We start from the raw sequence: 25,198 nt of genomic DNA, 5'->3' as shown, positions 1-25,198 counted from the left end.
CCCGGAGGGGCGGAGGGCTGAGAACGTGGCACCCATCCACCAACTTAACCTCCAATCTTCCAAAGGACGTCCCCATGCCCAGAACCTTCCTAACCCTGAGTCTCCTCGCCCTGGCCATCGCCCACGCCGCCCCCGCTCAGATCACCCCCATCCCCGACGCCCGCGCCCAGATTCCTTCCACCCAGCTCGTGCCGCAGCCAAAGCGAGCGGAGTTTCCCGCCGGGACGCTGGCACTGGCGGGTATGGGCATCCGCACGGTGGGCAAGGCCCCCGAACTGGGCTGGGCCGCCCGTGACCTGCGGGCCGAGTGGAAAACGCGGCTGGGAGCGGAATTGCCAGATGCCAAAGCGAGTGGGCCAGCCATCGTGATCGGGACGCTGGCCGATGCCGATCTGGCGGCGAAAGCTAAAGCGGCGGGCCTGAGTACCACCGCTGCCGAGGGCTACGCGCTGTGGGTCGATGCGGGCGGCGCGTACATCGTGGGGGCCGACGTAAGGGGCGCTTACGAGGGCGCACAGACTCTGCGGCAACTGCTGACGCCTGCGGGAGTGCGCTTCGCCAAGATCAGCGACGCACCCGCGCTGAAGGAACGGGTGGCGATGATCTACCTGGACCAGTACAGCAAAGGCGTGAACGACGCGCTGATTCCCATGCTGGCGGCGCTGAAATACAACGCGGTACTGGTCATGAGCAACTACGTACAGTGGGACACGGCCAGAGCGGGCGGCTACGCGCACCCTGGCGGCGCGAGCAAGGCCGAGGCGCGGCGGGTGGCGGCGCTGGCCCGCGAACACGGTCTGGAGGTCATTCCGCTGATCGAGACGCTGGGCCATGTGCAGTGGATGTACTACGGCGGCGCGAATAAAGACCTGTATCAGGACCCCGACAGCCAGAATCCTTATGCCTACGACACATTGAACCCGGCGACGTACAGCCGCGTCCTCTTCCCCATTTTGGGGGAGGCGGCGGAAGTGTTCGGCGCAAAAACCATCCATATCGGGCACGACGAGGTGAGGAACCGGGACCGCTTCCCGGCACGGGCCAATGGCAAGACGGCGGGCTTCGAGAAGCTGTTTGTGGACGACACCGTCAAGATTCACGATTACCTCAAATCGCTGGGCGTGAACACCATGATCTGGCACGACTCCGCGTTCTCGGATTCGGTGATTGCCAGCCTGCCCGCCAAATTGCCCAAGGATATTCAGGTGGCGTACTGGAATTACGCGCCGGGCAACGACTATCCCATCCTTGGGCAGATCGCCGGGCTGGGCTTTCCGGTGCTGGGCGCGTCCTGGAATGAGGAGGGCAATGCGGACGGGCTGGCGGACGCAGCAGTGAAAGCCGGGGCGCTGGGCATGATCCAGACGCGCTGGACCGGATATTTTGGCAATCCCAGCATCTGGGACGGACAGGCGCAGCAGGGCGTGGCCTACGTGCGGGCGGCGGGCGCATTCTGGAACCCGGAGGCCAGGCCCATGACGAACGCCGAGGCGCTTTACCGTGATTTCTACGCACCTGTGGCATACAGGGGGACGGCGGGCGCAACCGTTAGCCTGAAACCGCTGGCAACGCGCAGCCTGACGGACGACGACGAGAAGGGCTGGATTGGCAAGGGACCGGATATTGACCTGCGGAACCTGAAAACAGGCGTCCAGCAGATCGGCGCATATAAATTTGACATCTCCGGCGCGGTGATGCTCAGGGGAACGCGCGGTGCGGTCAGTGGTCTGCCCACCCGCGCCTCTGTCGAGATCGGGCGCAGGGCCGATGCCATCGCCTTCCTGCACACCACCGGCTGGCCGTCCGCCGTGGCACGCGAGAACATCGGGCGTTACGAGATCGAGTACGCCGACGGCAGCAAGCTGGCGCAGCCGCTGGAATACGGGCGGCACATCCGCGCGTGGACCGACGCGCTGCCCACATCTATGATCCCGGCTCCCGGCTGGGCGGGGCAGACGGCAGACGGGCTGGAGGTGGCGGTCCCCGTGCTGGAGTGGAAAAATCCCAAACCCACTGTGGTGATCAAGAGCGTCACGCTGGTCAGCGAGGGCAAGAACGCCAACCCCACGCTGATCGGGCTGACGCTAATCGGCAGCGGGAAATAGAGTGCCTGGCAGGGTTTTTTAGATTTTCAGTGACCCAGTAACTTGACACCTCCCGCCCCCACCCCTACCCTGAGCGCACGTTTACGTTTTCTCACTGCCCTCATCCTGAAAGGACGCCCTACAGCGCCCACATGGTGAACGGCCCGGAGGTTTCATGAAGAAATTGATCCTGACCGCCCTGCTCGCCACCCTTCCCGCCGCCTCCGCCGCCACCCTGGTCTTCGGCGGCAACGGCGAACCCGTTAGCCTGGAGTCGGGCAACATCACCGACGGCATCAGCATTCTGGTGCAGCGCCAGATCTATGACACGCTGATCGATTTCAAGGACGGCACCACCGATCTGGTCCCCGGCCTGGCCACGTCGTGGAGCAGCAATGCTAACGCCACCGCCTGGACTTTCAAGCTGCGCCCGAATGTCAAGTTCCACGACGGCACGGCCATGAACGCCGACGCCATCGTGTTCAACCTGCGCCGCTGGTGGGACAAGGCGGATCCCTACGGCTTCCGCGACCAGGGCCGCACCTTCGAGATCATCGGTGACCTGCTCGGCGGCTTCAAGGGCGATCCCACCGCCGTGATCAAGAACATCGTGAAGGTGGATAACCTGACCGTGCGGGTGGACCTGAACAAGCCCAGCAGCGTACTGCCCAACGTGCTGGCCGCCGGCTACTTCGGCATCGCCAGTCCCGCCGCCATCAAGAAAGACGGCGCGAAGTACGGCACGCCCGCCAGCAAGGCCGTCGGCACCGGCCCCTTTATTTTCCAGAGCTGGACCACCGGGGACCGCGTGACCCTGACGCCCAACAAGACCTACTGGGGGGCCAAGCCCAAGGTGGACGGCCTGATCATCCGCAGCATTAAAGACGCCTCGCAGCGCCTGAACGAGCTGAAGGCCGGGACCATCGACTTCGCCAACGACCTGACGCCCGACAGCCTCAAGAGCGTGGAAAGCGACAAGAACCTGACGGCGGTCAGACGCCCCAGCTTCAACGTGGGCTTTGTCAGCATGAACAACAACAACAAGTACCTCAAAGACCAGAAGGTGAGGCAGGCGATCAGTATGGCGATCAATAAAAAGGCCATCGTGGACGCCTTCTGGAACGGTCTGGGTGTCAGCAACGCCAGCTTCGTGCCGCCCGTCCTGGCCTGGGGCAACAGCAGCAAGGTGCCTGCCGACTACAAGTTTGACCCGGCAGCGGCCAAGAAGATGCTAGCCGACGCCGGTTACTCGGGCGCGAACAGCGTGGCGATTGACCTGTGGTACATGCCGGTCAGCCGCCCGTACTTCCCCAACCCCAAGCCGATTGCCGAGGCGATTGCCGCAGACCTGAGCGCCATTGGGATCAAGGTGACCCTCAAGACCGAGGACTGGGCCAAGTATCTGCAAGACCGCAACGCCGAACCCGGCTTCGACATGTACATGATCGGCTGGACCGGCGATTACGGCGACCCGGACAACTTCTACGGCGCGTACTACGGCGAGAACGGCAGCAGCGACATCAGTTGGAATCCCCCCGAACTCCAGAAACTGCTGGAGCAGGGCCGCGCCGCGACCACCCAGGCCGCCAAGGCCAAGGTCTACGCCCAGATTCACCAGATGACCTACGACGCCGCCTACCGCGTGCCGGTGGTCCACAGCCAGCCGCTGGCCGCCGCCCGCACCTATGTCAAGGGCTGGGTCCCCAGCCCCCTGGGCAGCGAGGCCTTCAACACCATCGACATCTCGGGCAAGAAGTAAGAGGCCTGAGCCGCACCTGGGAGGGGCAGATTTCCGTGTGGAGGTCTGCCCTTCCCCTTGTTGCCGGACGTCAAGAGCATTTGTCAAAAGAGTTCTTGACCTTTGACCAAACAAAGTGAGTGAGTTTTGCTGAGTGTTTGGGACTGGCACAGCTCCGTAGGAAAGAATAGAAGTATTGGGAGTCTTTTTTCCCGCTGACGTAATTCGGAAAAATGCCTTAAAGGTCTAACCGTCTGGAGGTCACAACACCAGAGGCGGCATAGACTGCCCGCACGCCACAAACTCCGGCCTAGTGATCCTGCCCTCACCTTCCCGTCTTCATTCCGGTTTTGCCCCTGCCGCGAAACCAAGGAGGTCTGCTTTGGGCAGTTACCTGATCCGCCGCATCGTGCGGACCCTGCTGGTCATGCTGGGCATCAGTCTGGTGGTGTTCGTATTCGTGCGCTCGATTCCCGGCGATCCTGCCGTCGCCATGCTGGGCGAGCGCGCCACTCCGGCGGCGGCGGCGGCCCTGCGCGAGCAACTGGGGCTGAACAAGCCGTGGTTCTTTAACCCGGCCAACCCGCTGGACGCGCAGTATCCCAAGTACATCGCGGCGCTGGTGCAGGGCGATCTGGGCAGCGGCCTCAAGAGCAACATCCCGGTGCGCGATGAGCTGTCCTCGCGCTTTCCGGCCACCGCCGAGCTGAGCATTGCCGCGCTGCTGTTCGCGCTGGTGGTGGGCATGCCCGCCGGAATCCTGGCCGCGCTGCGCCGCAACACCGGCTGGGACAACCTGGCCACCGGCATCAGCCTGGTGGGCGTGAGCATGCCGGTGTTCTGGCTGGGGCTGCTGCTGTCATATTTCTTTGCCGTCAAGCTGGGCTGGCTGCCCCCCAGCGCCCGCCTGGGCTACGAGTACACCATCCAGCCGATCACCGGCTTCTACCTGATCGACTCGGTGCTGCGGGGCAACGGCGGCGCATTCTGGGACGCCCTGAAACACCTGATCCTCCCGGCCATCGCGCTGGGCAGCATTCCGCTGGCGATCATCTCGCGCATCACGCGCAGCAGCCTGTTGGATGTGCTGGGGCAGGACTACGTGCGGACCGCCCGCGCCAAGGGTCTGGCCGCCAACGCCGTGACCATCAAGCATGCGCTGAGAAACGCGCTGCTTCCGGTGGTCACGGTGATCGGCCTGCAAGCGGGCGCACTGCTGGGCGGCGCGGTCCTGACCGAGACCATCTTCTCGTGGCCGGGCATCGGCTCGTGGATCTACGAGGCCATCGCGCAGCGCGACTACCCGATCATCCAGGGCGGCGTGATCTTCGCGGCGCTGGTGGTCAGCGTGGTCAACCTGCTCGTCGATCTCAGTTACGCGGCCCTCGATCCCCGGATTCAGTACGGGTAACCAGGAGGGGAATTCTATGACCACCACCACACCCTCCACCACCCCGGCCAGGAAGTCCGAGAGCATCTTCTGGCGGCGCTTCCGCAAGAGCACGCCGGGCAAGGTCGGCGGCATCGTCGTGATCATCTTCATCCTGCTGGCCGTATTCGCACAGGTGTTGCGGCCTTACGATCCCACCACGGACCGCAATTACCGCCTGAACCTCAAGCCCCCCAGCATCACGGCGCTGTGGAACCCGGAGGCGAAAGAGACTTATACGGATGCGGTGACGGGCAAGACCAACCTGTGGGCCGCGCCGTTCGGGACCGATAACCTGGGCCGCGACGTATTCGCACGCGTGCTGCACGGCACCCGCATTTCCCTCAAGGTAGGCGTGGTGTCCACCATTCTGGCGCTGGTGATCGGCTCGCTGCTGGGCGTGCTGGCCGGGTATTTCGGCGGCTGGCTGGATAACGTGCTGGGCTACCTGAGCGACGTGATGCTGGCCTTTCCAAGCATTCTGCTGGCCATCGGTTTTGCCAGCATCTTCAGCGTGGACAATCCGCCCATACTGATCGCCGCGATGGACCGATTATTCGCGCTGAACAGTCCGCAACTGGTCACGGCCATGCTGGCGGTGTCGCTGGTGCAGGTGCCGGTGTATCTGCGGCTGGCGCGCAGCGTGGTCCTGAGTGTGCGCGAGCGCGAGTTCGTGCAGGCCGCCGGGGCGCTGGGTGCGTCGCAGTGGCGCATGATCTTCAAGCACGTGCTGCCCAACAGCCTCTCGCCGCTGATCGTGCAGGGCGCGCTGAGCATCGCCACCGCCACCATTGAGGTGGCCGCGCTGGGCTTCCTGGGCATTGGCGCGCAACCGCCGCTTCCCGAATGGGGCACGATGATCAGCGATTCGCGCTCGTATTACGTGGATTACCCCTGGACGATGATTTTTCCCGGCCTCGCCATCTTCCTGACGGTGCTGGGCTTCAACCTGCTGGGCGACGGCCTGCGGGATGTGCTGGACCCGCGCAGTGCGTAGTCAAGACCCCTCTGCAAGCAGGTCTGTGCCCCACCCCCACTGCTAAAGCGCCCCCCCTCTCCCCTGCGGAGAGGGATTTTGTTAGGTCAGCGCAGCCACCACGCCCATCAATTCCTCGGGGTGGAAGCGCTGGCCGGTGGCGTGGGCCAGTTGGCGGGCCAGGCGACGGGCGGGCAGGGCGCTCAGGTCCAGCAGGGTGGCCCCGCCCGGCGCGGCGGCGAGCTGTCCGGTCAGGTCCACGACGGTGTGGTACGGCTGCGCCAGGCCCGCCGGGAAGTGCCCCCCGGTAAGGACCAGCAAATCCGCCCGCTCGGCCAGCCCCATCAGCGCCGAATCCTGGCGGCTGAGGGGAAAGGCGCGCACGCCCGCCGGAAGGTCACGCGCCGCCCGCTCGGCATCCGGGGTGTTGGCCGCCGCCACGCCCACCGCCGAGAAGCCCAGACGGCTCAGGGGCAGCGCCAGCGCCAGATCGTGCATATCGGTGCCCAGCAGCACGGCGCTAGCCCCGCGCGAGGCGTAGCCGCTGGCCTCCAGCATGTCGCCCAGGGCGTCGGCCAGGGCGAAGGTGCCGTGCGCGCCCGCCGAGAAAGCCACCGCGTCTACCCGGCCCACGCGCCGCGCGGTGGCGTCGGCCTGCGTGGCGTCCAGGGCGCAGGATTCCTGGCTGGGGTGGACCAGCGCGCCGCTGAAGCCCAGGGTCATGCAGGCGTCCATGACTTCTTTCAGGTGTTCGGTGGGCGTGGCCAGTGCCACCAACCCCAGTTCCCGCAGGGCGCGGGCGGCAGGGCCAGGGTAACCGATCAGGGCCAGGGGTGTGTCGGACGCTTGCATTGTGGGCAGTGTAGCAACGGAATGAAGGTCCAACCGCTAAACACGCTCTACAGCGCCATTCGCCCCTGACGCATGGCGCGCAGGCCAGCCAAGACCACCAGCACGGCTCCGGCAACAACGCCCACAGCCACCAGCAGCGTATCCGGGCGGGCGAGGTACACTCCCAAAAAGGCCCACAGCAGCACGGCGGCGAAGGCGTAGTCGCGGAAGCGCAGCAGGAAGAAGGTGCCCACCAGGCCCGCGATGACCACCAGCAGCGCGGACCACAGTTGCGCGCCGATGCCCAGCACGCCGCCCGTAATGCCCAGGCTGACCAGAAAAGCCGTGATGTTCGCCATCGTCGCCACGCTGATCCAGCCCAGGTACAGGCTGGCAGGCACCTGGAGCGCCCAGAACTCGCCGCTCATGGGTTGCAGGCCGCGCACGGTCAGGTACAGCGAGATCAGGCTGACCAGCAGCAGCAGCATGATCACCACGCTCAGGCCAAAGTTGAGGCTCTGGAAGGCGAACAGCCACGCCACGTTCAACAGGTTGCCCAGCAGGAAAGGCCAGAACAGGCGGTCATGGCGGGGGCCGCGCTGGGCCGGCAATGCCTGATACACCGCAAACACCGTCAGCCCTAAAAAAATCGGCCCCCACACCGCGAAGGTCAACCCGGCGGGCGTGAAGGCATTCGGCAGCGAGTCGCTGATCTGGCCATTGGAATTGCCGAACAGCGGCAGCGCGTTGCTGAGGTAATTCATCACCAGTGTCAGCACGGTGGCCAGCACCAGCGTCACTTGCCGTGCAATTCCAGTCATGCCCCAATCATACGGGGTGCAAAACAGAACGTCCGTCGCATAGATGACGGATCATAGCTGACGGATCATGGATGACGGATGAAGCACTGAGAGTTGGTCTGTCCGGCTCTACGCCGCGCCTGGATACCCCCGCCCGAACTCCACCTGACGCTCCAGATCATCGAGCGCCTGACGGTACAGCTCGCCGCACAAACCTGGCAGGACGGCCAGGAAAGTCGCAGCCTCCGCCAGGGTGTCATGGGCGCTGCGGTGTGTCCAGCCCGGCCCCTCCGCCATCAGGCAGACGCGGCCAGCGGCCAGCAGGAAGCGCACGCGGCCCTGGTCCGTCCGCGTGTCACTGAAGTGACGGGTGACGTTCATGGCCTCAGCATAGGCCGGGGGACATGACCATGACATCCGCCAAAATGATCAGGTCTTAAGATACGGACAGGGCAGAATGGCAAGTCATTCTTCGGTTCAGTACTTATAAAAGCCTTCCCCGCTCTTACGTCCCAGCAGTCCGGCCTGCACCATCTTCCGCAGCAGTGGCGAGGGGCGGTATTTGTCGTCTCCCAGGCCGGCGTGCAGCACATCCATGATGCTCAGGCAGGTGTCCAGTCCAATGAAATCCGCCAGCGTCAGCGGCCCCATCGGGTGGTTCATGCCCAGTTTCATAATGCCGTCGATGGCTTCCGGCTTGGCCACGCCCTCCATGACGCACTGAATGGCCTCGTTGAGCATGGGCATCAAAATACGGTTCGACACGAAGCCGGGAAAGTCGTTGCAGGTCAGCGGCGTCTTGCCCATCCGCTCGGCGGTTTCGGTGACGAACTGCGCCGTCTCGTCGCTGGTGGCGTAACCGCGAATCACTTCCACCAGCGCCATCAGCGGCACCGGATTCATGAAGTGCATCCCGATAAACCGTTCCGGACGTCCCGAAGCCGAGGCCAGCGCCGTGATGGGAATGGAGCTGGTGTTGCTGGCGAGAATGCCCGAAGGCTTGACTACTTGCCCCAACTGTTCAAACAGGGCATTCTTGACCGCCTGGTTCTCCACGATGGCCTCCACGACAAGGTCGCAGTCGGCAAAGTCCTGCAAATGCGTGGTGAACTGGATGCGGCCCAGGATTTCTACGAGCGCTGTTTCCAGCCTCCCCTTCTCGTGCAGCTTGGCAAGGCTCTTTTCAATCACGGCCCGGCCCCGGTCCAGATACCCCTGCTGCACGTCCTGCACGATCACGTCAAATCCACTCTGCGCGGCGACCTGCGCGATGCCGCCGCCCATCTGTCCTGCTCCGATGACTCCGAATTTCATTTGTGGTTCTCCTTAATTGGGGTGTCCCCGCACGGGAAACTGTCTGAGGATTGAATTGAGTTATCGCCAATGGAAGATAAGATTGATCCAGTTCCACGTAGAAGCGATGTTCCTGTGTCTTATGATCTAGGGTAATCTCAACCTCCGCAACAATGGCTCCTGTTCCCTTACCCTCCAGGCGAACCTTGAGTTCAGGCTCAATCGTCCAGAGTCCGGCCTCTGCATCAAGGTTGTCGTACAACATTTGCAATTCGTCACGAAACCGGGCCAGCTCTGCGGTCATCAGAAATGGCCCATCAGCCCGAACCCAGGCTTGACCAGGAAGATTAACCTCAGCGGAAACGCTTAACCAATTTGCATCCTAGTATTCAGTGGCATCCTGAAATTGATAGTTGTGGACGCCTAATTGCAGCGGGCCAAGCGTGAAGTGGGCATCATCCATCACTCCACCAGCGCTACACCCTCAAGCTCCAGCGCCCGCCCGCGCTTGACGGGCGTAAACGGCGTGAAGGTGTACTCCGAGCAGTTTTCCAGCACGAAGGGATCGTCCTTGAAGATGTCGCGGAGTTGCTCCTCACTGTCGGCCAGCGCCACCAGCACGCCGCCCGTGCTGTCCAGCTTGCGCCCGGAGGTCAGGAACACGCCGGAGCGGTAATGCTGGTCCAGCCACTGGCGGTGCCGGGGCGTGACGGCGGCCAGCTCGTCGCCGGACCTGGTGTAGCGGCTTTCAATGATCCAGAGGGTAGGCATGGGGAAAGTCTAACCGTCTAACCGTCAAACGGTCTAACCGCCAAAGGACTCATGACAGCGGTTAGATGGTTTGACCTTAAGCGGTTAGACCCGCCGAACGGCGAGCGCCAGCCCATTGCCCCCGCCCATGCACAGCGTAGCAACCCCGGTTTCCCTGTCCTGCTGCTTCATGGCGTGCAGCAGCGTGACCAGAATCCGTGCGCCGGACGCGCCAATCGGGTGGCCCAGCGCCACCGCGCCGCCGTTGACATTGACCTTATCGGGATTCAGGCCCAGTTCATTCATGACGGCAATGCTCTGGACGCTGAAGGCCTCGTTCAGTTCCCACAGGTCCACGTCATCAGCACTCCAGCCCAGCTTTTGCAGCAGCTTGTTGGTGGCGGGCACGGGGGTCATCATGACCCACTCGGGGGCCAGGCCGCCGGTCGCGTAGTCCACGATCTCGGCCAGGGGGGTCAGGCCGTGGGTAGCGGCGGCTTCCTCCGACATGATCAGCAGGCTGGCGGCGGCGTCGTTCAGGCCGGGCGCGTTTCCAGCCGTCACCGAGCCGTCTTTCTTGAAGGCGGGTTTCAGGCGGGCCAGGGTTTCGGGGCTGGTGTCGGAGCGCGGTCCCTCGTCGGTGTTCACTACCGTGTCACCCTTGCGGCCCTTGACGGTCACGGGGACGATTTCATCCTTGAAGCGCCCAGCCTCTTGCGCGGCAATGGCCCGCTGGTGGCTGCGGGTGGCGAAGGCGTCCTGGGCCTCACGGCCAATGCCGTACTTGTCGGCCACGCGCTCGCCGGTCAGGCCCATGCCCTCGTCGTTGATTGAACACCACAACCCGTCGTGGGTGTTGGCGTCCAGCACCTGCGCGTGGCCCAGGCGGTAGCCCTTTCTGGCCCCCGGCAGCAGGTGCGGCGCGTTGCTCATGGATTCCATGCCACCCGCCAGCACTGCGCTTTGATCGCCCGCGCGGATGCTCTGGGCGGCCAGAATCACGGCTTTGAGACCGCTGCCGCAGACCTTGTTGATGGTCAGCGCGCCGACTTCGTTGCTCAGCCCCGCCTTGAGGGCCGCGTGCCGCGCCGGATTCTGTCCGCAGCCTGCCTGGACCACCTGACCCATGATGACCTCTTCCACCACGTCCGCCGGGAGGCCCGCACGCCGCAGCGTCTCGGCCAGGGTGATGCTGCCCAGTTCCACGGCGCTGACGCTTTCCAGCGCCCCCAAAAACTTGCCCGTCGGCGTGCGCGACGCCGCCACGATCACTGCTTTGCTCATGCCTTGCAGGATAGCGCGGCCAGCCTAACGGGCGTTAGGTTGAAGGGAGCAATGCCCGCTATCCTCTGCCCGTGACTGTGGACCTGATCAATCCATGAGCGGCGTGGCCCTGGGACTGCTGGCGGCGCTGGCGTGGGGTTTTGCGGACTATCTGGCGCAACCGGCCTCGCGGCGGATGGGGGCCATGCGGGCGTCCTTCGCGGCACAGGGCTTCGGCGTGGCGGCATTGCTGATCTACCTGCTGCTGACGCGGCAACCCCTCTTTCCCACCGACGCGGTGGCGTGGGCCTGGGCGCTGGGCGCGTCCACGCTGATGACGGCGGGCGGCCTGGCTTTTTACCAGTCGCTGGGGCTGGGGCAACTGGCGGTGGTGGCCCCGATCATGGGCAGTTACGGGGCCGTGACCACCGCGCTGGCGTGGCTGAGTGGCGAACGCCTGAGCCTGCTGACCGGCCTGGGCCTGCTGGGGGTGCTAGTGGCGGTAGTGCTGGTGTCTCTGCCGCAAAAGACGGAAGGCTTTCAGTCCACCCCTGCCCAGATTCAGGGGGCGTGGTGGGCCGTCTTCGCCGCCGTCACCCTGGGCGCGTGTTTCTTCGTCATCGGCTATGGTCTGACGCCCCGTGTGGGCGGCGTACAGGCGACGTGGACCCTGCGCCTGTGTACCCTGGCGCTGACCTTCCTGACCCTGAGCGTGTGGCAACAGCGCCACGCTGGATTGCCTCGTGCCGACGGGCCAGGAGCGCTGAAATACGCCGGATGGTCCGGCCTGCTGTCCACCGGGGCGATCCTGTTCACGGCGCTGGGCCTGGGGCGCGGCGAGGACAGCATCGTGACCGTGCTGGGCAGCATGTCCATCGTGCTGACCACACTGCTGGCCCTGGTCCTGAACCGCGAGCGTCTGGGCGGCGTGCAGTGGGCCGGGGTGGCGCTGGCCTGCCTGAGCACGGCGCTGGTGGGATTCAGGTAGAGGGCGGGTCCCACCACAACCGGGCCGCAAAAGCTCCTCTCTCTTCAGCCTTCCTTACGCGCAAGTCTTCCAATTCTCCCCTGCTCACGCCGTCCAGTTCCGCCAGCGCGTACACGACTTCCAGCACATCGGCCAGTTCCAGCACCTCACCAGTTTCCAGATACTCGGCCACCTCCTCCCCCAGTTTGGCGCGGAGAGCAGCGCGAAATTCAGCCGGGTTCAGGGGGCGGGATGTGCCGCCGAAGAGAACTGGAATGCGGTCACGCACGAGTTTGCCCATAAGGCAAGAATAACGAGCAGCAAGTCCGCATCTGGGTTCCCTCTCACCTCACTGAAACCGCCCGCCCCGGCGTGGTAATTTGCCCACATGTTTGAGTCGCTGGGCAACAAGTTGCAGGACATCCTGGACCGTGTGGGCAAGGAGCGCCAACTGACCGAGGCGCAGGTCAAGGCCGCCATGCGCGAGATTCGGATGGCATTGCTGGAAGCCGACGTGAATTTCGGCGTCGCCAAGGAGTTCGTGGCCAAAGTCTCCGAGAAGGCGGTGGGCCAGGAGGTCTCGGGCAGCCTCAACTCCGGGCAGACCGTGGTGAAGCTGGTCCACGACGAATTGATCGAGACGCTGGGCGGCAAATCCATCCAGCCCGAGCTGAAGACCGAGGGCAACGTGTGGTTCATGGTGGGCCTCCAGGGCGCGGGCAAGACCACCAGCACCGGCAAACTGGCCCTGCACTACAAGAACAAGGGCCGCCGCGTGCTGCTGGTGGCCGCCGACACCCAGCGCCCGGCGGCGCGTGACCAGCTCGAGGTGCTGGCCAATCAGGTGGGCGTGCCGGTGCTGAAGGTGGCCGACGGCGAAACCCCTGCCGAAACCCGCCGCCGCGTGGATGAACACCTCAAAACCGACTTCCGCGATCTGGTGATCGTGGACACAGCGGGCCGGTTGCAGATCGACGAAACCCTGATGGACCAACTGGCGGACCTGCAAACCGCCATGCAACCCACCGAGACGATGCTGGTGGTGGACGCCATGACCGGGCAGGAGGCGCTGAACGTGGCGCAGACCTTTGACACGCGGGTGCAGGTCTCGGGGCTGATCATCACCAAGATGGACGGCGACGCGCGCGGCGGGGCAGCCTTATCTGCGCGCAGCGTGACGGGCAAGCCGATCTACTTCGCCGGGACCAGCGAGAAGATCTCGGGTCTGGACGCCTTTCACCCGGACCGCGTGGCCGGGCGTATCCTGGGCATGGGCGACGTGCTGGGGCTGATCGAACGCGCCGAGCTGGCGGATATCAAGGCGATGGAAGTCAAGAAGCCCGGCGATTTTGACCTCGAAGACCTGCTGACCCAGCTCCGCCAGATTCGCAAGATGGGGCCGCTGGGTGACCTCCTGAAGCTGATCCCCGGCATGAGCCGCGCGCTGCCCGAGGGCTTCAATGTGGACGAGAAGCAGATTCAGCGCATCGACGCCATGATCTCCAGCATGACCCTGAAAGAGCGGCGCAACCCCAAGGTGATCGACGGGCGGCGGCGCAAGCGCATCGCGGCGGGCAGCGGCCACAGCGTGCAGGACATCAACAAGCTGCTGAAGATGCACGAGCAGATGAAGGACATGATGAAGATGCTGGGGCGCATGGGGGGCAAGGGTCCCGGCGGCAAGGGGCCGGGGGGCAAACCGCCGCGCCTGCCCAACCTGCCACCCAATATCCGGCGCTGAGGCCACGGGAGGGCGGCCTGACATTGACAGCCTGACATTGACACTTCAGGCCGCCCTCCGTATACTCATCCCCGCTGCGAATCGCCCCGTTGTGGGCGCGGCTCCCGGATCGTTAGCTCAATCGGTAGAGCAGCTGACTTTTAATCAGCGGGTTCTCGGTTCAAGTCCGAGGCGATCCACCAAAGAAAGGCCCGCCTAGCGCGGGTCTTCGCAGTTCCCCCCGGCCCGCTGTCTGGCCCATATCCCCCGGCGTGGCCCAAATCCGGCCCATTCACTTCCCACCGCTGGACACCTGGCCCACCGCCCCGGCGAAGGGTGAAGGTGGGGACAGCCTGGCCCATGTCCGCCCGTGAGGCTTAGGTGAAAAAGGGGCCGCTGTCTTCACATCTTCGAGGCTTCGCGCGCAATTCTCAAAACAAACCTAGCTCTATACCCTGCATAAAAATGGGGACAGTGGGGACAATAGCCCGTTTACGCCGTCTGGCACGGCTTAAAGTGCTGTCCCCAGCAAGAAAGGCCGTGGGGACACCAAATCGGGAAAGCAGCGCCCACACGGCTTAAAGTGCTGTCCCCACTTTTGGGGACAGTTGGGGACACCGTGGGGACACCGGCCCCGAAAGCGTGACATTTCCCACCGTTTGGCCTACTTCCGGCGTGGCCCGCCCTTCCTTCCGCGCACGGCACGCCGCGCCGCCTTCTCTCTCACGTTCTCATCTTCGCCGCTGTCTTCGCCCGGCGTGGGGACAGGTGGCCCGGCTTCCGCCTTCGCCGCTGGCCCGCGCTGGCCCATCTGCCGGGCCATGTCCCGAAGGTTGCCCTCTACTTTGTGGGCGTAGAAATTAAGCGTGGTGGACACCTGAGCGTGTCCTATGTGCTTGCTGACCGTCACCGGGTCGAAGCCTTCCGCTAGCCGGTGCGTGGCGAAGGTGTGGCGTAGGGCGTGGGGGGACAGCAGCGGGACACCGGCCCGTAAGCACGTCCGGCGCATGGAAGACCGGGCCGTGTCCTGCCTGTGATGCTGCCCGGTCTTCCGAGGAAAGAGGGGCGCGTCAGGCTGGACGCCCTGGCCCTGATAGTCCAGCGCTTCCGCTTCGCGCGCCACCCGGCCCCGCATGTCCTGAACGATGCCCGCCGCGCCTTCCGGCAGATAGACCCGCCGCCGCGCCGCCGCCGTCTTTCCTTCGCTCTGGTACGCCTTCCCCATGAACTCACCGCGCGCCTTCGAGATGGTCACATAAGCCGCGCCTTCCTCACTTCCGTAGTCCCCCCACGTCAGGGCCACGGCTTCGCCTATCCGCATTCCAGACAGCAGCAGGAAGGCCAGCAGCAGCGCCCACCGATCTTCTAGCGCCGCTGCCAGGAAGCGCGCCGCCTCTTCCGATGTGAAGGTCTGCTTTTCCTTCGCCGCCTCATCCTTCCCGCGCACAGGCCGACCAAAGTGGGCCGGGTTGTCTCGAAGCTGCCCGTCTGTGACCGCGTGCTTATACGCGCCGGACAGCAGGGCGTGAATCTGCCGCCGCCCGCTGTAGCCCAGTCCACCCGCTTTCAGCGTCTCGAAGTAGGCCCGTAGGCTCTTGGCTTCCACGCCCGCCGCTTTCAGGTGGGCCAGGTGGGGAGAAACGTGGCGAAGGTAAAGGGCTTGATTCTGCCAGGCCGTCCGGTCTGCCCACTTCTCTTCCTTCGCGCGCATGTATTCCGTCACCATCTCACCGACGGTCAAAGTCCGGGCCACCGGCTTACGGCCCGCCGCTGCCTCTTGCTGCGCTTCCATGATGGCCCGCTGCGCTTCCGTCCGGGTCCGGGCTGTGCCAGTGGGCCGGGCCGTGGTCCCGTCCGGGTACGTGACGCGCACGCGCCAGCGGAAGCGCCCGGAAGGCAGCTCTTCCACCGTCCCCTTATGCCACCCGTTCCGGTTCCTGCCCTGGCCTTTCCCCTTCGCCGTCATGACCCACAGCCTAAGACGTAACCGGACACCGTGGGCCGTGAATGGGCCACGCCGGACAATGTAGGGCGACTCAGTACAGCGTCAGGGGGGCCGTGTCATGCTCTGTACACTCACTGCCCACCGGGGCGAAGGGGCCAGCCATGACCACAGACACAGCCGCCGCGCGTTCTATCTTCGCTGTCCCCTTCCAGGGCCAGGACGAAGACCTGCCCGTCTGCCATGCCGCCGCGCTGTACTTGGCCCGCAATGTCCCCACACCCACTTTCGAGAAGTTGAGCGCGCTGCTTTTCCTGGCAGACTGCGCGCACCTGGCCCGTTACGGGGCGCTCATGTTCGGGGGCGCTTACGAAGCCATGAGGGACGGCCCCACGCCCACCGCCTTTCTGCACCTGGCCCGATCTAGCCAACTCGATTTGAGCGCATCGCCAGACGTGAGCGAACTAAGCGACGGCGTGATGGACGTGCTAGGCGAGGTGATGCACCTGCACGGTGAAGAGACGGCGGAAGAGGTCAGCGCGAAGACGCGCGTCGAAGCCTGGCAGAGCGTCCCGCCCGGTCAGGCCATGACCGCCGCACATATCGCCCATACCCTGCCAAACGCCGCCGCCGTGCTGGAACACCTGGCAGACCCGCACCCGTGAGCGAAGACGCGCCCGTGAGCAGCGCCCCCGCGTGGGGCGTCTTTCATGTCTGGATGGACGGCACACAGCCCGCCAAATACAAGTTTTTCGTGTGCCTCTTGACCGGCGAAGGGTACGCCGTGGGCGTGGTCATCAATTCAAGGATCAATGAGCTAGGCCAGGGCGAAACCTTACGGCCCTGCTATGCCCCGCTATACGCTGCCACCCATCCGTTTCTAGATCATGACTCATGGGCGGATTGCACGCGCACCTTTACCGTGTCCCTGGCAGACCTGACAGACCACCGGGGCCACCTGACGCCGAACGCGGGCCGGGCCGTGCTGGAAGCTGTGCGGGTCTGCCCACGCCTCAAACCGCGCACACAGGCCGCTCTACTTACCCTCCCTCTGCCTGACGCCTGATAGCACAGCGGCGAAGAGGAAGCGTGGGCGCGTGGCCTGTGCATCCTCTTCGCCGATCTTGACGTGACTAATTACGTTAATTCATTCAACAGCTACAGTTTTAAAATGATCTCTGTATTCATCAAACAAAGGATAAAACTCTTGTTTCGGAAGCGCTCTGTCTAGCATCTCAATAAACTGTTCATAGCTGTTGGATACTGTCATGAGAGCGACGACTGCCGATATATGTTGCATCAATTTTGGATATCCTGGATTCTGTGTGAGATATTGAAACTGCTTATGCTTTCTTCTACCATTTACAGATGGATTGACTCGCTTCAATTCCTCTAAAACACCAGGCGCTAAACGTTTGTAAATTATTTCATTAGTTAGTGTCCCTATGTATCGCGGCCCTTTGAGGGTGCCATCAAAGGGTAAATTACGTAAGCGAAAGAGTTCTCTGTAATAGCTTCCTGGAAAAGTTCTAACATAGGGTTGCAGCTCTTTAGCGATAAATTCCTCAAGAATCTTAGCAAGTGCATCACGCGCACGATCTTGCTGATATCCCGTGGCTTCATCGATGAGGGCAACTATGCCTACCTGTGCGAGACCTCGCATAAGAATGTCAGCACTCGCGGCAACGCGCATTTGGGCTGACCGTAGTACGCCAGCATCTCGAGCTTTCAACCACACTTCGCAGATTTGCGGGAAAAGTTCGGCCTTCACACCATTTGCCCTATAAGTCAGCTTGCCGCCCATCTCGTTTGAAATCACAGTGTGCGAGTAAGGGATAGGCGCTGAGAGTAAACCAGCTAACTCATCTGAAACGAATGGCCGGAGATTCTTGTAACCGATGTACAAAGGCAGAGACTGATTACCTTCCTCGTCTTTACGAGCCGCAGACAAAGCACCACCAACTTGTACCCCCAAAGCCCCAAGCAGGCCACGCTCGGAGATAACCCGTTGGCCGTCCTCAAGCACTGCGCAGGGCAGCTCTAAAGGTCCAATGTTTAACATCCCCATATGTGTGGCTGCTGGTGGTTCCTGCTCGGCTTTTTTCTTCTCCCAGCGCGCGAAGGCTGCCTTCTGAGCGATGGCCTTCCTCTCCATCGGCGACAGTTTCTCGGCGCGAGCTTCGCCGCCTTTGCGGGCGTTCAATCCAGCGATCTCCTTTGTCATGAGAAGATAGTATGCTTGCCTAGTAAGCATGTCAATACTTGCTGGGCAAGCATACTATTTTTATCGCGCTGATCAGAACGCAACCCGAAACTTAAATTAGTCGTGTAGGAGATGCTTCTATCGCTATGCTCTCATCCCCATCTATCTCAACCCATAGGGGTCGAGGTTTGCTACTCCACACCTGGCCTGTATTTCTCTTCGCCGGTTACATCTGACCCTGGAAGATTCCGGCCCACAGCAGCGCCGCGCCGATCATGCACGCCGCCCCACAGGTCAGGAAGGCATACGCGGCCCTACGCTTCCGGCGAAAGGCGAAGGCCAGCACGAACAGCAGCGCGCCCACCACGAAGACCTGCCAGGGAAAGGCCGCGCCATAGGAAAAGAGAATGTCTGTACTCGAAGCGGTCACGTCTTCCCTTCGCCGGTCATGACGCCGCCCATGCCGCGTCTAGAGCCGCCTCGACAGCTTCACCCTCGGCCAGCCGGTAAAAGAATCTCCGCCTTTGCGTCTTCGTGACGGCCAGGCCGTCCGCAGTGAGCATGTCCAGAAACCGGCGCACCACAGCGGGGCTGACCAGATGCCCCCGCGTGGTCAGTCGGTCATGAATCTCGCTCTGGGACTGCTCTTCCAGGGACAGGCACAGCAGCACGTCACCCGGCTTCATGCTGCCACCGGCACAGACCAGCCCGCGCTCACGTCTTCCCTTCGCCGTCAGCGGGGCCGCAATCCACCCACGCCGGTAGGCTGCGCCGTCCCTCTGCCCCGTCTGGCCCTGCCCGCGAAGGTCTAAGGGAAAGAGAACGGGCAGGACTTCCCGGCTTCCTTCCAGAAAGCCCGGCGACAGCTTCCACGGGCCTCTGAGCGGGTCTTCATCTGTGTAGAGCGTGGTGTCCGGGGGCCGCATGTGCGCCCGGTACACCACGCCGTCTACCCGGACGCAGGCCAGCCAGGACAGCGGAGAAGCAGCGTCTAGCAAATCACGCCACACGGGAAGCATGACCACGCGCGGCCCGTGTGGTGGGACCGGATAAGTGCTTTTCAGCAGAGCGTGTAAGGCGTCATGAAGGCCGGGCAGATCATTGTGCAGGTCTGTGCGGGCCATACTTTCCAGCCAATCGAAGAGCAGACACGCGGCCTCGTGTGGGTCTTCCCAATCCGCCAGACGGTCTAGCAGTGTCTGAACCTGTTTCCTGTAGCGCTGTACCGTCCACGCATAGGAGCGGTAAGCCCCTGCCCCCGCGTGCTTCGCGGTCAACTCTTCCACCTGACCCCACAGGCGGGCCACGTTCAGCGCTCGCCCCTGCCACCCGTCCGGCGAAGGTAACGCGGGCAGAGCGTTCTCTTCGTCGGGCAGGGCTTTGAGGGCTTGCCTGAGTAGCGCCCGTGCTTGCTCAATTTGCCCAGCTTCCAGCAGATCAGCGGCCTGGCGCACGGTGTCCGGCCCGGTCACGTCTGCCTGCCTCTTCCTTCGCCGGTCTGGCCCTGGCCCGCTCCCACCGTCAGGCGAAGGTCTAGCGCTTCGAGAATTGCGGCCCATATGCCGGGAACCTGCCCCCCGCCGTCTTTCCCGCCGTTCAGGGCGCGGGTTATGGCCTGTGGCGTCTTCCCCACCGCGCGGGCCAGATCAGCGCGTGACATGTGCTTTTCAGTTAAGCGGGCGTCTACCGCTGCCCGTATTTCTTCATTCATGGGGCGCATCTTAACACTTTCCGGTCATAGCCGGAAGTCGGTTGCATATGTAGCCGACTTCCGGTAATATATCCATAGCAGGAAAGGGACGCCCACCGTCGAAAGTAAAGCGCCCCTCACTGACTCCCACACAGCAGCACAGGAGCAAAATGAACACTAACACCCGCGCCACTTCCCGCACCTGGAAGGCCCACACCACCTACCGGGAATGTGGCGTAGTGACCGGCGTTTCTGCCCACGCCGTCACGATCACCCGCACCGCTTCCGGCTTCCGGGCCAGCGTGGACGGGCAGGCCGTGGGCGTGCTGGACGCTGACCGCGTGCTTCGCTCTGCTGACCGCGTGGAAATGACCGGCGAAGTCCTGGAAGCTGGCCCCATCGGTAAGCCCGCTGGCTGTGAGCTTCACCGCGAATTGGGCCGCTTGGGCTTCCGCGCCCACTACACCACCGCGAGCGAAGCCCTGGCCCGCCCCGTTCTTTCCTTCGCCGTCCTGAGTGAAGCGGAAGCGTACACCGTGCGCGACTACGCGCGGGGCCAGTGGGGCATGACGGCCTAGACCGGAAGGGGGGGCCAGCACACGGCCCCCTGCCCCTGAACACGTCCAGCCAGCAGGACAAGTTGCCACAGTTTGAATAACTGTCCCCAGCGACACCACCGAATACGTGTAGCCAGCTCCACGAATTGCCCCGCCGCTGTGAAGCCCTGACCGCGTATCCACTGACCGGCGAAGAGGAAGACGCCCACCCGCGCCCTCAACGCCGCACCGCTTCCAGCCGCGCCCCACGAAAGGACGGCCCACCATGACCCGCGCCCTGACTGCCGCTTACCTGGCCTGTCTCTACTTTGCCGCATCTGACGGCCCCCACGCCCTGATCTTCACTGCCGCCGCCATGCTGACCGGCTTCCTGGCCCTCTTCGCCCTCTTGACCCGCCTCACTTCTAAAGGACGTGACCCGCATGTTTAACCCTGACCGCCTCGAAGCCCTGCCCACCGTCCGGGCCTTCCGCGTGGAAGGCGAAGGCCACAGCCTGACCGCCCGCGTAGACCTCACCACCGGGGCCAGCGTCTCCCACTTCCTGCCGCCTTCCGCTGACCCGGCCCTGTGTCCCCTGCCGGACGGTGGGGCTGTCTTCGTGCCTGAACTGGCCCACCCGGACGCCCACGCCTACCGCCTGCCCGCGTCACTGACTGACGCTGTGCGCGCCGCCCTGAACCTGTGCCGGGTGGAAGCATGACCCGGCCCGCGCCACTCATGGGGGAAGAGGGTGGACTGACCAAACGGGAATACTTCGCCGCCGCTGCCCTTGCTGGCCTACTTGCCGCAGATGAAGAGGGCAACCTGACGGAAGAGAAAGCGGCCCGCCTGGCTGTCCAGCAGTCTGACGCCCTGATAAGCGCCCTGAATGCGAAGGCGGGCCAGCCATGACCGCCCCCATCTCTTCGCGCGATCTGCCCGCGCCGTGGGGCGTGTGCGACGTGTGCGGGCGGGCCGCTGGCCTGCCAGACCCGGACAGCAGGGGGCAGGGCCACATGTGCGCCACCTGTGCCGTCCGGCGCACCCTCACAGACGCCGCACAGCATGACCTCAAAGCCCTCACCGGCCCCGTGGTAGGGGCGTGGGCCGCTCACTGGACACGGGCCGGTCTGACCGTGGAAGAGATGGACAGCGCAGCGGAAGCCCTGACCGCCGCATGGGCCAAAGAAAGCTATGCCCGCCGCTTCCGCCGCGTCTTCCTTCGCCGCCTGGCCCGCCGTCACGCTGCCCCGGCTTACTTCGAGGAAGCGCCCACCCGGCAGACCTTCGCCCCGGCCCGCGTTGTGGCCTTCCACCCGGCAGAGACCGCCCACGCCTGGCCCACCTTCGAGACGGCAGACGGCAGACGCCACACCCTGCCCCGTGGGCTGGACGCCGTGATTCTGGAAGAGGCAGACGGAAGCCGCGCCGTGGTCTTTATCGGATTTGCTGGACAACTGAGCTTCGAGAACTTGCCAGAGATCAACCCGCCCAGCTTCCGCGTCCCCGCTGCCCTGTGGCCTGCCTTTCATGCGGCCCTGTCTGGCGAAGAGAAAGACCTTTCTTCCTTCGCCGTGGGCCAGTCATGACCCGCCCACCCCGTCGGGTGAAGGTCAGCAGACCGCGCCCACCGCGTCCGGTCTTCGCCGGGGCTGTGGCCCTCCGCGCCGTGGCCCTGATCTATGAGGGGGACGGCAGACCCGCCCTGTACGTCTGTGCCGATGGCCGGGCCAGCCTGCTCGCCCTGTACCGTGTGCCGGAAGACGCCCGCGTGAGGGTGGAAGCGCCCCACCCACTGCCGGAAGATCAGGGCCGGGTCTTCCTGCCCGCTGGAAGCCGGGTCATCTTCGAGACGCCGGACGCCGTGAGCGCGCTGGACTTGCACGCCGTCCGGGTGTGCCGTGAATTACTCGAAGCCCTGGAAAGCTACGCCCACGCGCGGCAGACCTGGCAGGATGCCCGGCAGACTTTCGAGAGGCCACAGCGCCCAAAGAAGACCGGGTGAAGGCCCGCACCTTCCGGGGCCAGCGCGAAAGACTGCCGCACAGACCACGGCCCCACCGCCTTTCCTTCGCCGTCCCCACCCCCACACCGCGCTACACGAAAGGAAGGCCCGCCCATGACTGACGCCCACCCGCTGCTACACAGCTACACGCCAGACCGCGAAGCCCTGGAAGATGCCCACGCCTTCGCCGCCGCGCTGCCAGACGGCCCGGCAGTCCTGAACCGACTCGAAGACCTGTGTTTGACCTTCGCTTACTTCCATGACACCACCACGCCGGACAGCGAAGCCGCCGCCCACTTCTGCCGCGTTCTTTTCTTCGCCGCTTCCGGTCTGACCGTCTTTCTGGACACGCCACAGGGGGACGGGTGGGCCACGCTGTCCCGCGCCCGGCTGTGGGCCGTCTCCCACTGCCAGCGGGCCACGGTTGACCTTCCTCTGAGCGAAGTGAACGCCCTACAGCACGCCATGAGTAACCCTCACCTTCTGGCCCCGTGGGGCGCTGCCATTCAACAGGCCGGGCGTGGGCAGAAAGGCGGCAGACTGGCCGCATGGTGGGCCGTGTCCCGGTTACTCGAAGCGGCCCACCATCTCGAAGACGGCGAAGCCTCAGACCGCATGACCGTCATTCTTGCCGCCCTGGCCCTGCCTGGCCCCACGCTTCCGCCGCTGTCTGATCTGAACTAGAGCTGTAAGAAGTTGCAAGCCTTAAAAAAGCAGCGCCCCACGTTTCTTCCTTCGCCGTGGGGCGCTGCCGTGTGGTGTGCTGCTCAGTAGTGGTAACGGGCCTGTAAAAAGATCACCCGGTCATCTCTGACCAGATACACCATGCGGTGTTCTTGAGTGACGCGCCTTGACCATGTATCCGCCGCCAGGTACTTCAGCGGTTCGGGTTTGCCGATGCCCCCGAACGGGTCAGACAGCACCGCCTTCACCATCCTGAGCAGCCGCAGGGCCGTCTTCCGGTCTGTGTCCACCCAATACGTGAGGTCTTCCAGAAACTCAGGCTCAAAAACCGCCAGCCGCGCCCTCTTGCCCGGCTTAGAGTCCGGCACGCCGGGCCAGTTCATCCGGCGTCAGCGCTTCGCCTTCACCGTTCAGGGCGCGCGTGAGAGCCGTGAGCAGACGCCGGGCATTCTCTGGTGAGCGCATCAGGTGAGCCGTTTCCTCTAAGCTGCTCAGTTCATCAGCGGCGATCAGCGCCACAGCCGGACGGCCCCGCCGCTCGATAATCACCGTTTCGCGGTCATCTGCCGCCCGGTTCATCAGGTCCGACAGTTCCGCCCGTGCCTGTGTGTAGGTGCGCGTGGTCATGGGCAGATTGTACAGGGTATCTGTGCATGTCATGGGGTGTTGTGTGCTTCCTTCGCCGTGGGGCGCTGCTTTCCCTATTGGACCCGGCCCTGTGCCGTGGGCAATCTTGAGGCTTCCCGTACCACCATCACGCTTAGTACCATTTCAAAGGTAGGCCCGTCCAGCACGGCCCATAACTGGTAAAGCGTCACTTCTGCCGCCGCTTCCATGTCCCGCCGTCCAGCGCCGGGCCGGTAGGCGCTGTGGAAGACAGCGAAGGCCACGCGCACCGCTTCCACGCTTCCCACGTCCCCACCGCACAGCCCCACCGCTTCGAGGGCCAGGGCCAGGCCGCGCCGGGCTTCATGCTGCCAGGCTGTCCGGCCCACACCCGCCGCCGCTTCCACCTTCGCCAGTCTTCGCGCTGTCATGCCCCCATCTTCCGGCAAAGCGTGACACCTGCCCACCCCACCTACAGGGCAGACACCACGGCCCGGCGAAGGGCCAGGGCGTAGCGCACTTCCAGCACGCGGGCCGTGTGTTGCTGCCGCTCTACGGGCCACACCGCCGCCCACTGATTCCGCGCCGCTTGCACGTCTGCCGTCAGTCCCCACCGCTTCCCGCCGCGCGTGCTGTAGCCCAGACAGGCCACCCGCTTCCCCTTCGCCAGACCGTACAGCGCCCGGCGCGTGCTGGCCTCGCACGCCCCCACCGCGCGGGCCAGGTTCCACACGTCCAGCGGGCCAGCGTCCAAAGCTCCGAGAATGCCCCTCTGAACCTTGCCCAGTCCCCGGCTCATGGGGACATTGTGCCGCACCCCCATGACGCATGCACCGCACAGCAGAAACGGCACACTTACCGGGGCGTATGGCGTCCCCGCATGGCGTCGTAAAACGAGACGCTGTGGGCGCGTCAGGTTGTCCACAAATTAGACAACCTCGAAGCCGCGCGCGTGGGCATCCGGCCAAACTGGTAGACAAATATCAGGTGTGTCCCCATATCTGCCCCGCACCCGTGGGCGCTAGTCCAGATGCCGAAAACACACGCCCGGCCAGCATCACACCGCCCGGCCCGGCGAAGGCAAACGCCCACGGGTCCGGCTTCCAGGGCCACCCGTGGGCGTTAGCTCATATTCAGAATTAGTAAGTTTCAGCGCCGGTTATTTCCAGGGCTACCCGTGGGCGCTAGTTCCCCCTCATAAAACATCACTTTTCTTCGCCGCTCACTTCGAGGGCCAGCAGCTCCCCCACGCCCACCGGTTGCCCCGTCAGGGTGTGAATGATTCCGGCCAGGGTTGCCAGGGTGTCCAGATCAATACGCGACGTGTCCCCACGGGCCAGCCGGTACACCGTGCCAGGGTCTACCGTCCCCTGTGAATGGCCGGACATGGCAACCTGATACACGCTCAGGCCGCGCGCCGCACAGCATTCACGCACCGTCACGCGGGTCGTGTAGGGCGTGGGGCCGGGTGTCCGGTAGCCCAGGTGGGTTAATGGGTTGCCGGACAGGGTGTAATGCCCTTTCAGCACGTCCGGCAGGTCTGCCCGGCGCGTCATGCTGCCCCCCGATCTTCACCACGGGCCACGAAGCCCACCCGCGCAACGGCCCACCCTTTCCCGGCAGTCCGGCGCAACTTTTCTAGAGCTAGATCCCAGACCCACGGGGCCAGTGTTGCGCGGG

General features: G+C 64.1%; 32 protein-coding genes, 1 tRNA gene and 1 pseudogene. 16 read left to right on the top strand and 18 right to left on the bottom strand.

Annotated features, from left to right (window positions below; all coding sequences use genetic code 11):
• Nucleotides 1-74: 74 nt before the first annotated feature.
• The 4 genes from Q322_RS0101175 to Q322_RS0101160 all read left to right on the top strand — a co-directional run bounded on the left by Q322_RS0101175 (nt 75) and on the right by Q322_RS0101160 (nt 6,248).
• Nucleotides 75-2,105 carry a beta-N-acetylhexosaminidase gene (locus Q322_RS0101175; protein ID WP_084147693.1) on the top strand — a complete coding sequence of 677 codons (2,031 nt, stop codon included), beginning with the start codon at nt 75-77 and terminating at the stop codon, nt 2,103-2,105.
• 154 nt (nt 2,106-2,259) lie between these two features.
• The gene (locus tag Q322_RS0101170; RefSeq protein WP_029475115.1) at nt 2,260-3,843 is read left to right on the top strand and encodes an ABC transporter substrate-binding protein; all 1,584 of its coding nucleotides are present in this window, start codon (nt 2,260-2,262) and stop codon (nt 3,841-3,843) included.
• A 361-nt stretch (nt 3,844-4,204) separates the two neighbouring features.
• Nucleotides 4,205-5,233: an ABC transporter permease gene (locus tag Q322_RS0101165; RefSeq protein WP_029475112.1), complete on the top strand. Its 1,029-nt coding sequence runs from the start codon at nt 4,205-4,207 to the stop codon at nt 5,231-5,233.
• Nucleotides 5,234-5,249: 16 nt separating this feature from the next.
• On the top strand, nt 5,250-6,248 hold the full coding sequence (locus Q322_RS0101160) for an ABC transporter permease (protein ID WP_029475110.1): 999 nt from the start codon (nt 5,250-5,252) through the stop codon (nt 6,246-6,248).
• Nucleotides 6,249-6,329: 81 nt separating this feature from the next.
• Here the strand turns inward: Q322_RS0101160 and Q322_RS0101155 are convergent, their stop codons facing one another.
• The 7 genes and pseudogenes from Q322_RS0101155 to Q322_RS0101125 all read right to left on the bottom strand — a co-directional run bounded on the left by Q322_RS0101155 (nt 6,330) and on the right by Q322_RS0101125 (nt 11,185).
• The gene (locus Q322_RS0101155; RefSeq protein WP_029475108.1) at nt 6,330-7,079 is read right to left on the bottom strand and encodes a hypothetical protein; all 750 of its coding nucleotides are present in this window, start codon (nt 7,077-7,079) and stop codon (nt 6,330-6,332) included.
• Nucleotides 7,080-7,126: 47 nt separating this feature from the next.
• Complete coding sequence (locus tag Q322_RS0101150; protein WP_029475106.1) at nt 7,127-7,879, bottom strand: tryptophan-rich sensory protein; 753 nt, start codon at nt 7,877-7,879, stop codon at nt 7,127-7,129.
• 108 nt (nt 7,880-7,987) lie between these two features.
• Nucleotides 7,988-8,239 (bottom strand): hypothetical protein, encoded by a 252-nt coding sequence (locus Q322_RS0101145; protein ID WP_029475104.1) that lies wholly within the window; start codon nt 8,237-8,239, stop codon nt 7,988-7,990.
• A gap of 96 nt (nt 8,240-8,335) precedes the next feature.
• Entirely contained in the window at nt 8,336-9,172 is an 837-nt protein-coding gene (locus tag Q322_RS0101140; RefSeq protein ID WP_029475102.1) for a 3-hydroxyacyl-CoA dehydrogenase family protein, read from the bottom strand.
• Nucleotides 9,099-9,521 (bottom strand): annotated as a pseudogene (locus tag Q322_RS24925) (WapI family immunity protein); the annotation flags it as partial. The pseudogene Q322_RS24925 and the gene Q322_RS0101140, both read right to left, overlap by 74 nt.
• A 92-nt stretch (nt 9,522-9,613) precedes the next feature.
• Nucleotides 9,614-9,922 carry a YciI family protein gene (locus tag Q322_RS0101130; protein ID WP_029475100.1) on the bottom strand — a complete coding sequence of 103 codons (309 nt, stop codon included), beginning with the start codon at nt 9,920-9,922 and terminating at the stop codon, nt 9,614-9,616.
• A gap of 84 nt (nt 9,923-10,006) precedes the next feature.
• Nucleotides 10,007-11,185 (bottom strand): acetyl-CoA C-acetyltransferase, encoded by a 1,179-nt coding sequence (locus Q322_RS0101125; protein WP_029475098.1) that lies wholly within the window; start codon nt 11,183-11,185, stop codon nt 10,007-10,009.
• A 94-nt stretch (nt 11,186-11,279) separates the two neighbouring features.
• On the opposite strand from Q322_RS0101125, the gene Q322_RS0101120 reads away from it, so the two are divergent.
• On the top strand, nt 11,280-12,152 hold the full coding sequence (locus Q322_RS0101120) for an EamA family transporter (protein ID WP_029475096.1): 873 nt from the start codon (nt 11,280-11,282) through the stop codon (nt 12,150-12,152).
• On the opposite strand, the gene Q322_RS0101115 is transcribed toward Q322_RS0101120, so the two are convergent.
• Nucleotides 12,145-12,432 (bottom strand): nucleoside triphosphate pyrophosphohydrolase, encoded by a 288-nt coding sequence (locus tag Q322_RS0101115; protein ID WP_029475093.1) that lies wholly within the window; start codon nt 12,430-12,432, stop codon nt 12,145-12,147. The two genes, Q322_RS0101120 and Q322_RS0101115, sit on opposite strands and share 8 nt — an antisense overlap.
• An 87-nt stretch (nt 12,433-12,519) precedes the next feature.
• Here Q322_RS0101115 and ffh point away from each other — a divergent pair, with 87 nt between their 5' ends.
• A complete protein-coding gene (gene ffh, locus Q322_RS0101110; RefSeq protein WP_029475091.1) occupies nt 12,520-13,872 on the top strand; it encodes a signal recognition particle protein in 1,353 nt (450 codons plus the stop codon).
• Between the two features lie 106 nt (nt 13,873-13,978).
• A tRNA-Lys gene (locus Q322_RS0101105) sits at nt 13,979-14,054 on the top strand.
• Between the two features lie 461 nt (nt 14,055-14,515).
• Here Q322_RS0101105 and Q322_RS0101100 read toward each other — a convergent pair.
• On the bottom strand, nt 14,516-15,817 hold the full coding sequence (locus tag Q322_RS0101100) for a tyrosine-type recombinase/integrase (RefSeq protein WP_029475090.1): 1,302 nt from the start codon (nt 15,815-15,817) through the stop codon (nt 14,516-14,518).
• 140 nt (nt 15,818-15,957) lie between these two features.
• On the opposite strand from Q322_RS0101100, the gene Q322_RS0101095 reads away from it, so the two are divergent.
• On the top strand, nt 15,958-16,458 hold the full coding sequence (locus Q322_RS0101095; RefSeq protein ID WP_029475087.1) for a type II toxin-antitoxin system antitoxin SocA domain-containing protein: 501 nt from the start codon (nt 15,958-15,960) through the stop codon (nt 16,456-16,458).
• Nucleotides 16,455-16,859 carry a hypothetical protein gene (locus Q322_RS0101090; RefSeq protein WP_029475085.1) on the top strand — a complete coding sequence of 135 codons (405 nt, stop codon included), beginning with the start codon at nt 16,455-16,457 and terminating at the stop codon, nt 16,857-16,859. The genes Q322_RS0101095 and Q322_RS0101090 overlap by 4 nt, the downstream gene beginning before the upstream one ends.
• 81 nt (nt 16,860-16,940) lie before the next feature.
• Here the strand turns inward: Q322_RS0101090 and Q322_RS22090 are convergent, their stop codons facing one another.
• The 4 genes from Q322_RS22090 to Q322_RS20460 all read right to left on the bottom strand — a co-directional run bounded on the left by Q322_RS22090 (nt 16,941) and on the right by Q322_RS20460 (nt 19,707).
• Nucleotides 16,941-18,017, bottom strand: a complete 1,077-nt coding sequence (locus Q322_RS22090) for a P63C domain-containing protein (protein WP_162176567.1) — start codon at nt 18,015-18,017, stop codon at nt 16,941-16,943.
• Nucleotides 18,018-18,222: 205 nt separating this feature from the next.
• Entirely contained in the window at nt 18,223-18,426 is a 204-nt protein-coding gene (locus Q322_RS0101080; RefSeq protein WP_029475083.1) for a hypothetical protein, read from the bottom strand.
• 16 nt (nt 18,427-18,442) lie between these two features.
• Nucleotides 18,443-19,468, bottom strand: a complete 1,026-nt coding sequence (locus Q322_RS0101075; protein ID WP_029475081.1) for a hypothetical protein — start codon at nt 19,466-19,468, stop codon at nt 18,443-18,445.
• Entirely contained in the window at nt 19,465-19,707 is a 243-nt protein-coding gene (locus tag Q322_RS20460) for a helix-turn-helix domain-containing protein (RefSeq protein WP_156952815.1), read from the bottom strand. The genes Q322_RS0101075 and Q322_RS20460 overlap by 4 nt, the downstream gene beginning before the upstream one ends.
• A 149-nt stretch (nt 19,708-19,856) precedes the next feature.
• Here Q322_RS20460 and Q322_RS0101065 point away from each other — a divergent pair, with 149 nt between their 5' ends.
• The 7 genes from Q322_RS0101065 (at nt 19,857) to Q322_RS0101035 (ending at nt 22,912) form a co-directional block, all read left to right on the top strand.
• Entirely contained in the window at nt 19,857-20,264 is a 408-nt protein-coding gene (locus Q322_RS0101065; protein ID WP_051667966.1) for a hypothetical protein, read from the top strand.
• A gap of 244 nt (nt 20,265-20,508) precedes the next feature.
• On the top strand, nt 20,509-20,673 hold the full coding sequence (locus tag Q322_RS22965; RefSeq protein WP_156952814.1) for a hypothetical protein: 165 nt from the start codon (nt 20,509-20,511) through the stop codon (nt 20,671-20,673).
• Nucleotides 20,666-20,944 (top strand): hypothetical protein, encoded by a 279-nt coding sequence (locus tag Q322_RS0101055; RefSeq protein ID WP_029475075.1) that lies wholly within the window; start codon nt 20,666-20,668, stop codon nt 20,942-20,944. The genes Q322_RS22965 and Q322_RS0101055 overlap by 8 nt, the downstream gene beginning before the upstream one ends.
• Nucleotides 20,941-21,135 carry a hypothetical protein gene (locus tag Q322_RS20450; protein ID WP_034417217.1) on the top strand — a complete coding sequence of 65 codons (195 nt, stop codon included), beginning with the start codon at nt 20,941-20,943 and terminating at the stop codon, nt 21,133-21,135. Before Q322_RS0101055 ends, Q322_RS20450 begins: the two co-directional genes overlap by 4 nt.
• Entirely contained in the window at nt 21,132-21,812 is a 681-nt protein-coding gene (locus Q322_RS0101045) for a hypothetical protein (protein WP_029475074.1), read from the top strand. The genes Q322_RS20450 and Q322_RS0101045 overlap by 4 nt, the downstream gene beginning before the upstream one ends.
• A complete protein-coding gene (locus Q322_RS0101040) occupies nt 21,809-22,228 on the top strand; it encodes a hypothetical protein (protein WP_156952813.1) in 420 nt (139 codons plus the stop codon). Before Q322_RS0101045 ends, Q322_RS0101040 begins: the two co-directional genes overlap by 4 nt.
• Nucleotides 22,229-22,342: 114 nt before the next feature.
• Entirely contained in the window at nt 22,343-22,912 is a 570-nt protein-coding gene (locus Q322_RS0101035; protein ID WP_029475070.1) for a hypothetical protein, read from the top strand.
• 83 nt (nt 22,913-22,995) lie between these two features.
• On the opposite strand, the gene Q322_RS0101030 is transcribed toward Q322_RS0101035, so the two are convergent.
• The 5 genes from Q322_RS0101030 to Q322_RS0101010 form a co-directional block, all read right to left on the bottom strand.
• Nucleotides 22,996-23,295 (bottom strand): Txe/YoeB family addiction module toxin, encoded by a 300-nt coding sequence (locus Q322_RS0101030; protein WP_051667965.1) that lies wholly within the window; start codon nt 23,293-23,295, stop codon nt 22,996-22,998.
• Nucleotides 23,267-23,539: a type II toxin-antitoxin system Phd/YefM family antitoxin gene (locus Q322_RS0101025; protein ID WP_029475066.1), complete on the bottom strand. Its 273-nt coding sequence runs from the start codon at nt 23,537-23,539 to the stop codon at nt 23,267-23,269. Before Q322_RS0101025 ends, Q322_RS0101030 begins: the two co-directional genes overlap by 29 nt.
• 74 nt (nt 23,540-23,613) lie before the next feature.
• Nucleotides 23,614-23,949, bottom strand: a complete 336-nt coding sequence (locus tag Q322_RS0101020; RefSeq protein ID WP_029475064.1) for a hypothetical protein — start codon at nt 23,947-23,949, stop codon at nt 23,614-23,616.
• Between the two features lie 41 nt (nt 23,950-23,990).
• Nucleotides 23,991-24,317, bottom strand: coding sequence for a hypothetical protein (locus Q322_RS0101015; RefSeq protein ID WP_034417214.1), 327 nt, complete (start codon nt 24,315-24,317; stop codon nt 23,991-23,993).
• A gap of 406 nt (nt 24,318-24,723) precedes the next feature.
• Nucleotides 24,724-25,074, bottom strand: coding sequence for a helix-turn-helix domain-containing protein (locus Q322_RS0101010; RefSeq protein WP_029475061.1), 351 nt, complete (start codon nt 25,072-25,074; stop codon nt 24,724-24,726).
• Nucleotides 25,075-25,198 lie beyond the last annotated feature (124 nt).

The sequence above is a fragment of the Deinococcus frigens DSM 12807 genome, from assembly GCF_000701425.1.
In the GTDB taxonomy this organism is placed as follows: domain Bacteria; phylum Deinococcota; class Deinococci; order Deinococcales; family Deinococcaceae; genus Deinococcus; species Deinococcus frigens.
The sequence above is the reverse complement of the archived record's forward strand: the minus strand, read 5'-3'. Positions and strand labels throughout refer to the sequence as shown.